Source organism: Mucilaginibacter sp. R-33, from assembly GCF_049949235.1.
Taxonomy (GTDB): domain Bacteria; phylum Bacteroidota; class Bacteroidia; order Sphingobacteriales; family Sphingobacteriaceae; genus Mucilaginibacter.
In genome coordinates, this window is the sequence record NZ_CP188089.1 from 2,189,315 (window position 1) to 2,203,081 (window position 13,767).

General features: G+C 42.3%; 11 protein-coding genes. 8 read left to right on the forward strand and 3 right to left on the reverse strand.

Annotated features, from left to right (window positions below; all coding sequences use genetic code 11):
* Positions 1 to 12 precede the first annotated feature (12 nt).
* Complete coding sequence (locus ACP26M_RS09350) at positions 13 to 2,184, forward strand: TonB-dependent receptor (RefSeq protein WP_426588218.1); 2,172 nt, start codon at positions 13 to 15, stop codon at positions 2,182 to 2,184.
* 157 nt (positions 2,185 to 2,341) lie between these two features.
* Here the strand turns inward: ACP26M_RS09350 and ACP26M_RS09355 are convergent, their stop codons facing one another.
* From ACP26M_RS09355 to ppk1, 3 genes are all read right to left on the reverse strand, one after another.
* Positions 2,342 to 2,905 carry a UbiX family flavin prenyltransferase gene (locus ACP26M_RS09355; RefSeq protein WP_426588220.1) on the reverse strand — a complete coding sequence of 188 codons (564 nt, stop codon included), beginning with the start codon at positions 2,903 to 2,905 and terminating at the stop codon, positions 2,342 to 2,344.
* Between the two features lie 173 nt (positions 2,906 to 3,078).
* Positions 3,079 to 3,957, reverse strand: a complete 879-nt coding sequence (locus tag ACP26M_RS09360) for an exopolyphosphatase (RefSeq protein ID WP_426588222.1) — start codon at positions 3,955 to 3,957, stop codon at positions 3,079 to 3,081.
* Between the two features lie 2 nt (positions 3,958 to 3,959).
* Complete coding sequence (gene ppk1, locus ACP26M_RS09365) at positions 3,960 to 6,005, reverse strand: polyphosphate kinase 1 (RefSeq protein ID WP_426588224.1); 2,046 nt, start codon at positions 6,003 to 6,005, stop codon at positions 3,960 to 3,962.
* 193 nt (positions 6,006 to 6,198) lie between these two features.
* On the opposite strand from ppk1, the gene ACP26M_RS09370 reads away from it, so the two are divergent.
* The 7 genes from ACP26M_RS09370 (at position 6,199) to ACP26M_RS09400 (ending at position 13,767) form a co-directional block, all read left to right on the forward strand.
* Entirely contained in the window at positions 6,199 to 6,690 is a 492-nt protein-coding gene (locus ACP26M_RS09370; protein WP_274988748.1) for a YajQ family cyclic di-GMP-binding protein, read from the forward strand.
* A gap of 97 nt (positions 6,691 to 6,787) precedes the next feature.
* Positions 6,788 to 7,339: a hypothetical protein gene (locus ACP26M_RS09375; RefSeq protein WP_426588226.1), complete on the forward strand. Its 552-nt coding sequence runs from the start codon at positions 6,788 to 6,790 to the stop codon at positions 7,337 to 7,339.
* A gap of 295 nt (positions 7,340 to 7,634) precedes the next feature.
* Positions 7,635 to 8,543 carry a prephenate dehydratase gene (locus ACP26M_RS09380; protein ID WP_426588228.1) on the forward strand — a complete coding sequence of 303 codons (909 nt, stop codon included), beginning with the start codon at positions 7,635 to 7,637 and terminating at the stop codon, positions 8,541 to 8,543.
* A gap of 90 nt (positions 8,544 to 8,633) precedes the next feature.
* Positions 8,634 to 9,764 carry a bifunctional 3-deoxy-7-phosphoheptulonate synthase/chorismate mutase type II gene (locus ACP26M_RS09385; RefSeq protein WP_110583756.1) on the forward strand — a complete coding sequence of 377 codons (1,131 nt, stop codon included), beginning with the start codon at positions 8,634 to 8,636 and terminating at the stop codon, positions 9,762 to 9,764.
* A gap of 7 nt (positions 9,765 to 9,771) precedes the next feature.
* Positions 9,772 to 11,085 (forward strand): 3-phosphoshikimate 1-carboxyvinyltransferase, encoded by a 1,314-nt coding sequence (aroA, locus tag ACP26M_RS09390; protein ID WP_426588230.1) that lies wholly within the window; start codon positions 9,772 to 9,774, stop codon positions 11,083 to 11,085.
* A 202-nt stretch (positions 11,086 to 11,287) separates the two neighbouring features.
* On the forward strand, positions 11,288 to 12,382 hold the full coding sequence (gene aroC, locus ACP26M_RS09395; RefSeq protein WP_426588232.1) for a chorismate synthase: 1,095 nt from the start codon (positions 11,288 to 11,290) through the stop codon (positions 12,380 to 12,382).
* Between the two features lie 152 nt (positions 12,383 to 12,534).
* A complete protein-coding gene (locus ACP26M_RS09400; protein ID WP_426588234.1) occupies positions 12,535 to 13,767 on the forward strand; it encodes an MFS transporter in 1,233 nt (410 codons plus the stop codon).

Below are 13,767 nucleotides of genomic sequence, written 5' to 3' on the forward strand. Positions count from 1 at the left end.
TTAAGCTATTTCATGCGCTATTTACTTTTAGGCGCTGTGTTGCTGGCTTCAGTGGCCGCACGTGCACAGCATATTTTATCTATTCTGGTCAAAGACGACCAAACCAAACAGTCCATAGCCGGTGTTACGGCTTATATCAACGAATTAAAAAGAGGCGCTACTGCGGATAGCAACGGGCATATTATGTTCAACCTGCCCAGCGGCAAATACGAGATCAAATTCAGTATGGTGGGTTATCTGCCGCAGGAAAAAACTTTCGTGTTGCCAGTCAAAAATATCAAGCCTGTTATCGAGGTTTACCTGGAGCCAATGGCAGGTGAATTGGCGGAGGTGGTGGTACAAACCAACCGCACCAATCAAAACCGCAGTGATGTGCCTACCCGTATCGAAGCGCTGCCTGCTGAGGAACTGGACGAAAAACGCACCATGCGCCCCGGCGATATAAAAATGCTGCTGGGCGAGATCACGGGTGTACATGTACAAGCGACTTCGGCGGTAAGTGGCACAGCGAGTTTCCGAATCCAGGGGCTGGATAGTCGTTATACGCAGTTATTGCAGGACGGATTGCCAATGTACGATGGCTTTTCGGGTGGGTTAAGCTTGGTGCAGGTTTCGCCACTTAACCTGAAGCAGGCCGAGATTATTAAAGGTTCGGCATCGACACTTTACGGTGGTGGGGCTATTGCCGGTTTAGTTAACCTGATCACCAAAACGCCAGCGGCTAAACCCGAATTGACCTTGCTGCTTAACCAGAATTCGGCCAAAGGCACCGATGCCAGCGGTTTTTACAGCCAGCAATGGACACACATTGGAACAACAATTTTTAGTTCTTATAATTATAATGGTGCTTACGATCCGGGTAATACGGGGTTTTCGGCAGTGCCTAAAACCAATCGCTTCACGCTTGTGTCAAAAGTATTCTTAAAACCAGGCAACTGCGATCAACTTTGGTTTGGTGTTAACCTCACGCACGAAGATCGTTTAGGTGGCGATATGCAGGTCATCGACGGCCATGCCGATAATCAGCACCAATATTTCGAGCGTAACCTAAGCGACCGTCTTTCCACGCAGTTTTCCTACACGCATAAGCTTGACTCGAACAACCAACTGAACTTTAAAAATACGATTGGCTACTTTTATAGGACAATCGCTGAGCCGCAGTTTCTATTTAAGGGCGATCAATTATCATCTTATACCGAAGCTAACTATGTCCGTAATGGCAAAATTGCAAGCTGGGTAGCCTGTGCGGATGTTTGGACAGATCATTTGTCGCAACCAGACAGAAGTGTAGATTTAAGCTATAGCCGCAACACTTACGGAATTTTTGCTCAAAATACCTTCAAACCCACAAAATGGTTAGCTGTAGAAAGTGGCATTCGGCTTGACGAAAACTCGCCGGTATCGGCAAGTTCAAACGGGTTATTCCTGTTGCCACGCGTTAACACGCTATTTACGCTCGATGAACATTGGAGTAGCCGCGTAGGCGGCGGTCTGGGCTATAAGATGCCAGATATTTTTAATGACGATGCCGAAGAACAGGGCTACCGGTATTTGCAGCCATTAAATATTGGCACAACCAAAGCCGAACGTTCGGCCGGTGCCAACGCAGATGTAAATTATAAAGGCGCAGTAGGCGATGCTTTTTTGCAGGTTAATCAGCTATTCTTCCTCACCAAAGTGAATGATCCATTGGTATTACAAAATAATGCCTTTATAAACGCTACGGGTTACCTGATCAGCAAAGGGGCCGAAACCAATGTTAAGCTGCTGATGGATGAGTTAGGGATTTACCTTGGTTATACCTATACAGATGTACAACGCCATTTTAACGGGTTAAGCAGTGCTCAGACATTAACACCCAAACACCAGTTAAACGCAGACCTGACCTACGAAGTGGAAAACAGTTTCCGGGCAGGCGTTGAGGGATTTTATACAGGTTCACAATTATTAGATGGTGGCACAACAGGTCGTGATTATTGGACTTTCGGACTGCTTGTGCAAAAGATGTGGAAGCATTTTGTTATTTTCATTAATGCCGAGAATCTTACTGATCAACGACAAAATAAATGGGGACCGATTTATACTGGCTCGATTTCTAATCCCGTGTTCAAAAATATTTATGCGCCGTTGGACGGTAGAGTTATTAATGCTGGAGTTATAATAAAGCTGCTTAACAATAAATAAAAGAAACGCCCCCTCGGTAAGTTGTCAATTTTATTGGCAACTTTTTTATGATTAAACATTACTATGTTGCCTGGCTAACAACTTTCTTTGATTAAAACCATACTATATAAGCAACTGATTAATAGACTATTGATACTTAACCGAAGTGATGTAGAATTCAGATCCCCTTCCACTCATAGCTTTTACTTTCCAGACCTATTAAATCAATAACCCGGTTTACTACTGTCATAGCCAGCTCTTCTATAGTTTGGGGCTTGCTGTAATATGATGGGATAGCCGGGCATATGATACCCCCTGCTTCTGTAACTGCCGCCATGTTACGGATATGGATCAGGCTGAGTGGCGTATCACGGGCTACCAATACCAGCTTCCGGCGCTCTTTAAGGATCACATCGGCCGCACGGGTGATCAGGTCGTCGGAGATCCCTCCTGCTATCCTTCCAAGCGCCCCCATAGAGCAGGGAACAATTACCATGGTATCAAACTTTGCCGAACCCGAAGCAAAAGGTGCCATGAAATCATTTTTAGCGTAAAATTTAAAAGGGAACCGGCTGTATTCTTCGTTGTCGAGTTCAAACTTCCAAACATCTTTGGCATTATCTGACATAACAACGCCCACTTCGGCAATTTGATCCTGCAATTGAGTTAGTTTTTTCAGCAGCAGACTGGCATATATTGAACCACTGGCGCCCGTAATAGCAACAACTATCTTTTTCTTCATAATTACTCCGTCAACAACCCAAACACACAAAAAGTTAGGGGCACAAAAAAGGGTCGAATAACTTGTACCCGACCCTACATCTACCTATGAAAAACATGCCCTTGAGAGGGCACTACAAATATAATAACACTTTTTAAATTATTAAACAATTTGTTAAAATAATTTTAACCTGTTTATTGAATATTTTTTTCTATTAAAGTTTGGATAATTCCATCAACCATACCTACCCTGGGCACATATATGTTTTTGATATTAGCATTTTTCATTACCGTAAGATAAATTTCACAGGCGGGAATAATTACATCGGCCCTATCCTGGTTTAGGCCAAGCACGTTGATCCTGTCTTTCAGTGAAAAAGAGCTCAGGTACGTATATAATGATCTTAGTTTAGCGAAAGTTAGCGGCATATCTTCTTTTTCTTCGGATAGCCTGAACAGTTTATTAATGTTGCCGCCGGTACCTATGCCCGATAATTGCTTAAAGCTACGGGTATTGTCGCGCACAAAATCCTTCATTTCGTTCCAGGTTTCTTCGGTGTCCTGGTTATCAAGAATGCGGATGGTGCCAATGTTAAACGAACGCGAAACGATCAGCTCCCCTGCCGAAAACAGCGAAAGCTCTGTACTGCCGCCACCTACGTCAATATAAAGGTAGTTTTTGCTTTTATCAATATTTTGCTCGGCATGACTGGCATAAATGATACTGGCTTCTTTAGATCCATGTACAATTTCAATATCGATGTTAGCTTCACCCTTAATCAGCTTCACAATATCTTCCCCGTTTTTGGCTTCGCGCATGGCCGATGTTGCACAGGCTAAATAATCGGTAACCTTATATACATCCATCAGGTTACGAAAAGCAACCATTGATTTAACCAGTTCTGTAGTTTTTTTCTCAGATATGTGCTGCTGTATAAAAGCATCGTCTCCCAAACGCAACGGAACACGGATCAATGTATTTTTTTTGAACGACACCGATCCGGTGTTTTGAATTATGTCGGCAATTAACAGCCTCACGGCGTTTGAACCTATATCAATGGCGGCGTATCTCAATGTTATTTCGTTTTATTTTTTAAATAATTATATATTTCAATTTGCGCCCGGTGGCTTTCGGGCGAATTTGTTTTGTGGTATTTATTGGTATTCTGACTGTTGATCTCGCGGGCTTTGGTGTTATCCTCAAGCTGGATATCAATAATATCCCTTATCTCCTGCTGCAGCTTTTCGTCATATATCGGGAAGCCAACTTCAACACGGTTGTCAATATTTCGGGTCATGAAATCGGCCGATGTAAGGTAGATGAGCTCCTTGCCGCCATTGCAATAAATATGTACCCGGGCGTGTTCAAGGTATTTATCTACAATACTAATCACCTCTATATTTTCGCTATAGCCCTTCACTCCCGCAATTAAGCAGCACATCCCTCTGATGATCATCTTAATTTTTACGCCTGCATTACTCGCCTGGTATAACTTGCTAATGAGATCTTCATCAGCAAGACTGTTCATCTTCAGGATCATATATGCCTGTTTGCCAGCTTTCGCGTTTTTTATCTCGTTATCTATCAACCTGTAAATGGCAGGCCTTGAGTCAATTGGGGATACAATTAAGCTTTTAAGCCCCTTGGGTAATAATCCCTTGTTGATAGCTTTGAAAACGTTCACCAGGTCATCGGTGATTCTTTTGTTAGCTGTAAAAAGGGTATGATCGGCATAGATCTGCGCTGTTTTTTCATTAAAATTACCAGTTGAAAGGCAGGCATAATAAGCCAGCTTACCTTTTTCGGTACGGCTAACCAAACATATTTTTGAGTGCACCTTGTAACCGGGCACACCGTACAATACTGTTACGCCCTCCTCTTCAAGCCTGTTACTCCAGTGAATATTGTTTTGCTCATCAAAGCGGGCCCTTAACTCTACAAGGCAATTTACCTTTTTGCCGTTTTTAGCGGCATTGATCAAAGCATGGACCACTCTTGAGTTTTCGGCCAAACGATATACAGCAATGCTGATCTCTTTTACCTTAGGGTCTATAGCGGCCTCGCGCAAAAAATGGATCACGTAATCATACGATTGATAAGGTGTGCTTACCAGGTAATCCTTTTTGGCGATGAGCCCTATAAGGCTTTTACCAAATGAAAGGTCGGCCACAGGCAGTGCTATATATTTGCTATACTCAAGCTCCGGTCCGCCAACGTTGGGGAACGAAATAAAATTCTTGAAATTATGGTACCTGTTACCCGGGATAAGACTTTCGCCATGCAGACCCATTTTGCCTACCAGGTATTTCAGCATATCCATAGGCATCTCTGAGTCATAAAGCAAACGCATCGGCTTACCTTTTTTGCGCTTTTGGAGGCTCTTGGCCAGTGAATCGACAAATTTTTCACTCACCTCTTTATCCAGGTCAAGTTCCGCGTCGCGGGTAAGCTGGATGGAGTAAGCCTCGATACTGTCATGTTCAAAAATGAAAAAGATATCCTCCAAACTGTACCTGATAATATCATCAAGCAAAATAATGAACTTCAGGTTATTGGTATCAGGCAGTTTAACAAAGCGTGAAAGATTATCCGGGAACTCAATAAGGGCAAACCTTGTTTTTTTATTGGTGGTAAGCTTTACAAAAAAGTAAACGGCCCTGTCCCTAAGCTCAGGCAGCGGTAAAGTGTCATTAAGCATAATAGGCACCAATGTAGCCAGCAGCTTCTCCCTGAAATAGTTTTTCACGAAAGTACCTCGGGTTACGTTAAGCTGTTTATCATTCAGGATAAAGATCTTTTCTTCGGCCAGCTGTTTGACAATAATGTTTTCGTACAGGTTGTTGAATTTACGTTCCTGCCTTACTACAATATTCTTGATCTGGTTAAGGATCTTTTTAGGGTTATAACCAAGTATCTCTTTCGATTTTTCGTTGAGTGCAGCTAAACGGCTTAGTGTAGCAACCCTCACCCTGTAAAATTCGTCAAGGTTAGATGAAAATATAGCTAAGAACCTAATCCGGTCTATCAGGGGGACGGTTGGGTCGGCCGCTTCCTGCAAAACCCTATCGTTAAAATATAGCCAGCTTATTTCTCTGTTAATTAAGGGAACCTGTTTATCCATAAAAATTTCTCGCTTTACAGCCAGATGTTACAAATCTGCTTATTTATTTGTTAACTTAATATTAACTCATGAGGAATTAACCTGTTTTCATTCATCATTATTTATTGCAGAAATTAAACAATTTGTTGCAATATTGCGCTGTATGTTAACAATACATTAGTTTTGCAAAACTTTTATAACCAACACACTACTTATGCCAACATTTGATATAGTTAGTAAAATAGACGGGCAAACGCTTGATAACGCTATAAATACCGCCAAAAAAGAGATCCTGAACCGCTACGACTTTAACGATTCAAAAAGCACTATCGATCTTGATAAAAAAACAAACCAGGTTACCATAGTTACTGAAAACGATATGCGCCTTAAAGCCATACAAGACAGCATCATAAGCCGGATGGTTAAACAACATCTTGACCCCAAAGCGTTGGATTTTGGCAAAGAGCAATATGCATCGGGCAACATGATCCGTAAGGAAATCAAGATCAGGGAAGGTATAGATAAGGAAGCTGCTAAAAAGATAGTAAAGAAAATTAAAGATAGCGGTCTTAAAGTGCAAGCCTCTATCATGGACGACCAGGTGCGGGTGCAAGGAAAAAAGATTGACGACCTGCAATCTGTTATCAGCCTTTGCCGTTCCGAGGATTTTGGTCAGCCATTGCAATACATTAATATGAGAGACTAATAGAAATCTCTGATAAGAATTTAAAAGATCCTCTTAAAACAAAAGAAGCCGTAGCAAATGCACGGCTTCTTTTGTTTATCTGAAAGTACTATAAACCATGTTTCAATTAACATCCAAACTCCTGCACGACTTTTTTGAACAGACACCCAATCTAAGTTCATTTGAAAAACACTTCTTTAATATCGGGAATCAACCACATTTCATAACCAGTGACTTTATCTATAGAGTTAACCCTGTGAGAATATTTGTTCTTGCAGCTTTTTTCTCAATATATCTATTATTTGCCATTTCAGCATTTTGTGCAAGCGTACTTCATATTGGCGGTGGTTCGTATCCAATAACGCTTCTCTTAATAATTCTTGGACGACTGGGGATATTTATTGGCAGTATAGCCTCTGTAGCGATAAAAGGTCGTAATCAGTATTTGCAAATATCACGTGGCAACCACATATTCTATTACGGGATTGACGAAAAACACATTAAAGAGTACAATAAAGCCGACGTAGCAGAACTTGCTCATAGAACAACGACGAGCGACCGGAATATGGGTAACGTACAAATCAGGTTCAAAAACGGAGAATTTATACAACCTAAGATGTTAATCCATGATAGGATCTTATTCAGAAGTTTCCGGAAAATTGGGGAATAAAGATAATCTATCCCCAAAATTCTCTTTTCAAACGCTCCCAAAGTGCCGAACACAGAATTTAATTTGGTTGACCTATTATTTTTTACAAAAAATAAAATTTTCTATTGACAAACTCTTTTTTTACCGTACATTTACGTCGTAATAAAAAAGCAAATGAAATTAACAGGTGCATACTTCTTTGGCTACTACTTTTACTTTACCAGTGAGAGCCGGGACTAATATGTACAAAACAAACATATAAAAAAACTAAAAAGTCCCGGCCCACCAGCCGGGACTTTTTGCTTTAAGCAGGTTTATGAAAATAGAACAACCAAAAGTCGCAATTCAGGGTATCCGGGCCTCTTTTCACGAAGAAGCTGCATTGAGATACTTCGGCGAAAACACCGAGACCATTGAATGCAACTCTTTCAAACAAACGTTTGAAAGTTTAAAAAACCGTGAGGCTGATTATGTGGTAATGGCTATCGAAAATAGCATTGCCGGCAGCATCCTGCCAAACTATACCTTGCTGCTTGATTATGGCTTTCCCGTAGTTGGTGAAATTTACCTGCCCATCCAGCTGCACCTGATGGCTTTACCCGGGGTAAAATTCGAGGATATTAAATATGTAACCTCCCACCCTATTGCTTTGCGCCAGTGTGTTGATTTTTTTGATGAGTATCCACACCTTAAAATTGTGGAAAGCAGTGATACCGCGGCCTGTGCTAAACGCATTAGGGATGAGCAGCTAACAGATACGGTTGCTATTGCAAATTCCTTAGCCGCGAAACTTTACGGCCTGGATGTTTTGGAGCGTCGCATCGAATCGAACAAAAGAAACTTTACCCGTTTTCTGATCCTTACCCATCATGATAATATCGAGAAGAAACCGGCTAACAAAGCTTCTTTATGCTTCCAGGTGAGTAACAAAGTTGGTGCATTAGCTAAAGTGCTTAATATTTTTGCCGAAGAAGGCGTAAATATGAGCAAAATTCAGTCGATGCCAATTTTGGGCAAGCGCAACGAGTACAATTTTTATGTAGATATAGAATGGGAGGAGCAAAAACAATATGACGCTTCCATAAGGCAGATCCTTAAGTACACCCATAACTTCAATATCCTTGGCGAGTACGAAAGGCACGATGATGAGCATGCGGTGAGCCCAAAACCTCGCCGGGCCGAACGGAGCATCCGCAAGTATATCAATATCAGGCGTAGTGTATAATAAAGACAATTGGCAAACAGAACCCAAAAAACTAAATAATTTAAATTATCAACTAACACTCCCGGCTACCACCGGACAAACAAAAAAACGATGAAACTAAATTTAAACATACAGCCGCTTAACACCTGGATTAAAACAGGTAAGGAACCTTTGGTTATTTCAGGCCCTTGCAGCGCTGAAACAGAAGAACAATTAGTAGCTACAGCTCATTTATTAGCCCAAACAGGTAAAATCTCAGCTTTGCGTGCAGGTATTTGGAAACCACGTACCCGTCCGGGTGAGTTTGAAGGTATTGGCAGCATTGGTTTGGAGTGGTTAAAACGCGCCAAAGAAGAAACAGGCTTGCCAACAGCTGTTGAGGTTGCTACTGCAAAACACGTTGAAGAAGCTTTAAAAGCGGGTGTTGATATCCTTTGGGTAGGCGCACGTTCAACCGCTAACCCTTTTACAGTTCAGGAAATTGCTGATGCTTTAAAAGGTGTTGATGTGCCTGTAATGGTTAAAAACCCGGTAAATCCGGACCTTTCATTATGGGTGGGCGCTTTAGAGCGTATCAACAACGCAGGTATCACCAAATTGGCTGCCATTCATCGTGGTTTCTCATCTTATGAAAAATCAGCTTTCCGTAATGAACCGATGTGGGATGTTGCTATTGCCTTAAAAACACTGGCTCCTGAATTACCTTTGATTAACGACCCAAGTCACATTTCAGGTAACCGGGATCTGATCGGTTATGTGTCACAAAAAGCTTTAGATCTTGATATGCAAGGCTTAATGATCGAATCACATATCGATCCAAGTGTAGCATGGACAGATGCTAAACAACAGGTTACTCCTGCTGCCCTTGCTGATATCATTGACCATTTAACTTTACGTAAGCCAGAAGTTAAAAACTCTGAAGTGAGCGATAAACTGGCTGAACTACGTAACCAGATTGACAAAATCGATGACCTGGTGATCCAAAAAATTGCTGAGCGTATGCAGATTGCAGAAAAAATCGGTCAGTACAAAAAAGACAACGATATAACCATTTTGCAAGTTGGCCGTTGGGATGAGATCCTGCAAAAACGTACTACTTACGGTAAAGCATTGAAATTAAGCGCCGAGTTCACCGAAAAACTGCTTGAACTGGTTCACAACGAATCTATCCGCAGGCAAACAGAGGTAATGAACGCAGGCGCCGCTCAAGGTCAGGCAGCAGAAAAACTTACACACGCTTAATTTTATAATGATGCAAAACATCATTCTTAAAAGAAACAACAAGATCGTTAATGGTACGGTTAACCTCACAGGTTCAAAAAGTGAGTGTAACCGGGCCCTTATTATCGAAGCACTAAGCGAAGGCAAAGTACACGTTGAAAATGTATCTGAGGCTGCCGATGCTGTTTTATTGGCAGCTATCTTAAGGAAGAGTCAAGAATCAAGAGCCAAGAGTCAAGAGGTTTTGGCAGGAGATGCCTCTTCTAATTCCGAAATAGCAAATTGCAAATCCGAAATTGTTGATATCGGCCCGGCAGGCACGGCTATGCGTTTTTTGACTGCTTATTATGCTATTCAGGAAGATGAGGTGATCCTAACCGGCAGTAAACGCATGAAGGAAAGACCAATAGGTATATTGGTTGATGCATTGCGCGTGCTGGGTGCCAATATTGATTATGAAGAAAATGATGGGTACCCACCGATTAAACTAAAAGGCGGCTTTAAACAACAAACCGGTAAAATCAGTATTAAAGGCAATATCAGCAGCCAATACATTACTGCATTATTACTTATTGCCCCGGCTTTACCTTTAGGCCTGGAGCTGCATATTGAAGGTGAATTAACTTCGCGTCCTTATGTTGAAATGACCCTGGCTATGCTTGAAACTTCTGGTATCAAGCACACCTGGGAAGGTAATATTATTGCAATTGCAAACCAGCCATTTACATCAACATCATTGTACGTTGAACCAGACTGGAGCGCTGCTTCATATTGGTACGCTATTGCAGCACTTGCTGATGAGGCCGAGCTATTTTTAACTGGTTTAACACCATATAGCTTACAGGGCGACAGCGTGATCACCGAGATCATGGCTAACTTTGGTATTACTTCGCAGTTCAGGGATGGCGGCGTTCATTTGAAGAAAGAGAACAAACCAATTTCTCGCCGCGAATTTGACCTGAAAGAATGCCCCGATCTGGCACAAACAGTAATTGTTGTTTGCGCGGCACTTAATCATGAAGCATCTTTTACCGGCCTTGAAACTTTAAAGATCAAAGAAACCGACCGCATCCTGGCCCTGCAAACAGAGCTTGGCAAAATGGGTGTTAAACTGATTGAAAAAGATGAAGTTTACACGCTTGATTGCAGCGGAAAATTTATACCTGATAGTATCTTCATCAATACTTATCATGACCACCGTATGGCTATGGCTTTTGCGCCACTTGCCCTCATCCTTCCGCAAATGGAATTTGAGAACGGGCCGGTAGTTGATAAATCATATCCCGCTTTTTGGAATGACCTGGAAAAGCAGGGGTTTGAAGTGGAAGAGAAGGAAGCTTAAAGCTGAAGGCAGAAAGCCTAACGCAAACGTACAAAAGTGCGTTATTGCGGGGAACAAAGCAATCTCAAGCGAGATTAAGACTTACGAAGTTTTGAAAACTTCGTAAGTCTGGATTTTACAATGACAGTTATAAAATAACCAATTAAAGATATTCAGATAGGATTTTCTCCTGTCTCCTATCTAACATTTCATATCTAAAACTATGGCAGGCAATTCATTCGGGCAAATATTCAGGATAACTACTTTTGGCGAATCACATGGCGAGGCCATCGGTGTAATTATTGACGGATGCCCGGCCGGCTTACAAGTTGATCTTGATTATATCCAGGGCGAACTGGATAAACGTAAGCCTGGCCAGTCAAAGATCACTACCCAGCGTAAAGAAAGCGACACGGTAAAAATCCTTTCGGGTGTATTTGAAGATAAAACTACGGGCACCCCTATTGCTATGCTGATCCCCAATGAAGACCAGCGTTCAAAAGATTACGGCCACAACGTGGATGTATATCGCCCGTCGCATGCCGATTATACCTATCAAACCAAATATGGCATTCGCGACCATCGCGGCGGCGGCCGTTCCTCTGCACGCGAAACTGCCGCCCGCGTTGCGGCCGGCGCTTTGGCCAAACTGCTGCTTAAAACACATGGTATAGAAATTGTTGCCCATGTAAGCAGCGTAGGTAAGATCAATGCACCAAACGTATTTATTAACGACCCCCTGGATTTTATTGCAGAACGCGAAAAAAATATAGTACGCTGTGCCGACCCGGCCACTGCGGAAGAGATGATCGAATTTATTGATAGTGTGCGTAAAGATGGCGATACCGTTGGTGGCAAGATCAGCTGTTATATAAAAAACAGCCCCGTTGGCCTTGGCGACCCTGTGTTTGATAAACTGCATGCCGATTTGGGCAAAGCGATGCTAAGCATCAATGCCGTTCATGGCTTTGAGTTTGGTTCGGGCTTTGAAGGCAGCGAAATGCGAGGATCTGAGCATAACGATATCTTTGTAAAATCGCACCTGGGCGATATACAAACCATTACCAATTTCTCGGGCGGGATCCAGGGAGGCATTAGCAATGGTATGCCTATCGAATTTAAGGTAGCCTTTAAACCTGTAGCCACCATCATGAAAAACCAGGCCACAATTGATAGCGAAGGCAACGCTGCCGAAATATCAGGCAAAGGTCGTCACGACCCCTGCGTAGTTCCGCGCGCCGTACCTATTGTTGAAGCCATGGCAGCCCTTGTATTAGCCGATCATTGGCTCAGGAACAGAAACGCCCGTTTAAGCTAAAAGCGCTCAGTTAGCCTAAAGCAAAAAGCCGAAATCTTAAAGCGTTCCACTGAGAACATTTTGAGTTTTCGGCCTTTTATTTTCACCAAGCTTCTTTTGCTTTTGGCTTTCTGCTTTAAGCTTTCAGTCCAATAACCTACCTTTGTAAAGCCATGCTTATCTCAATTATCCAATTATACAAACAAGCCTATAGCGGACTATCAAAAAACAGCTGGTACCTGAGCATCGTAATGCTTATTAACCGTAGTGGCACCATGGTTGTACCTTTCATGACCATTTATACCATCAGGCAGCTGCATTTTACCATTGAGCAGTCGGGATATATTATGGCTATTTTTGGCGTGGGTGCTGTTTCCGGCGGCTTCATCGGTGGTAAGCTGATCAATAAAATAGGCTTTTATGACTTGCAGGTTGGGGCATTGCTTACCGGCGGATTACTATTTTTGATCCTTGGTTATCAAACCAATTTCATCAGCATGGCCATTTTCACCCTCGTGTTGAGCATTTGCAACGAATCATTCAGACCTGCCAATTCAACGGCTATAGCACATTACAGTACAGAAGAAAACAAAACGCGCTCCTACTCGCTTAATCGGTTGGCTACAAACTTAGGCTGGGCTTTTGGCGGCGGTTTAGGGGGATTATTGGCATCTATAAATTATCATTTGCTTTTTTGGGTAGATGGTTGTACAAATATCGCGGCAGGTATATTATTGCTCACCTTGATGCCCCGTTCAAAAGTGGCAAAAACAATCAAAGAAGCAGTGGCCGGTTTTGATGAAGTGGTTTCATCGGCTTATAAAGATGGGCTTTACTTGGTGTTTATCTTATTGGCAACCCTGTTCGCAACTTGTTTTTTCCAGTTTTTTATTATGCAGCCTGTATTTTATAAAATACAATGGCATTTTAACGAGCGTTTTATCGGCTTTCTGCTGGCATTGAATGGTATACTCATCGTGCTTGTTGAGATGATACTAATTAACTGGCTCGAGGGTAAACGCCATGCTTTATCTTACATCATCTCCGGCATTTTAGTTACCGGTGCCGGCTTTGCATTACTTAACCTGATGCCGCATGTGCCTTTGGTAGCCATATTAATTGTATGCATGATAACAATGGGTGAAATGCTTTCCATGCCATTTATGAACACGTTTTGGATAAGCCGTTCAAATGTGCGTAACCGTGGTGAGTATGCCGCGTTATATAGCATGTCATGGGCCGGTGCGCAGATCATCGCTCCATTTTTGGGTAGCCAGGTTATCGCCTATGGAGGGTTTGAAATGCTTTGGTGGCTATTGGGTGGCGTTTGCCTGATTGTGGCCTGCGGCTATTTGATCATGAAACGGTCAATACATACCACTAAACGAGTACCTGTTTTACCTTAA

Excerpts from the sequence above, each read along its gene's own strand:
- ACP26M_RS09350 (WP_426588218.1), top strand. The coding sequence starts at position 13 with ATGCGCTATTTACTTTTAGGCGCTGTGTTGCTGGCTTCAGTGGCCGCA.
- ACP26M_RS09355 (WP_426588220.1), bottom strand. The coding sequence starts at position 2,905 with ATGAAGAAAAAGATAGTTGTTGCTATTACGGGCGCCAGTGGTTCAATA.
- ppk1 (WP_426588224.1), bottom strand. The coding sequence starts at position 6,005 with ATGGATAAACAGGTTCCCTTAATTAACAGAGAAATAAGCTGGCTATAT.
- ACP26M_RS09370 (WP_274988748.1), top strand. The coding sequence starts at position 6,199 with ATGCCAACATTTGATATAGTTAGTAAAATAGACGGGCAAACGCTTGAT.
- ACP26M_RS09375 (WP_426588226.1), top strand. The coding sequence starts at position 6,788 with ATGTTTCAATTAACATCCAAACTCCTGCACGACTTTTTTGAACAGACA.
- ACP26M_RS09380 (WP_426588228.1), top strand. The coding sequence starts at position 7,635 with ATGAAAATAGAACAACCAAAAGTCGCAATTCAGGGTATCCGGGCCTCT.
- ACP26M_RS09385 (WP_110583756.1), top strand. The coding sequence starts at position 8,634 with ATGAAACTAAATTTAAACATACAGCCGCTTAACACCTGGATTAAAACA.
- aroA (WP_426588230.1), top strand. The coding sequence starts at position 9,772 with ATGATGCAAAACATCATTCTTAAAAGAAACAACAAGATCGTTAATGGT.
- aroC (WP_426588232.1), top strand. The coding sequence starts at position 11,288 with ATGGCAGGCAATTCATTCGGGCAAATATTCAGGATAACTACTTTTGGC.
- ACP26M_RS09400 (WP_426588234.1), top strand. The coding sequence starts at position 12,535 with ATGCTTATCTCAATTATCCAATTATACAAACAAGCCTATAGCGGACTA.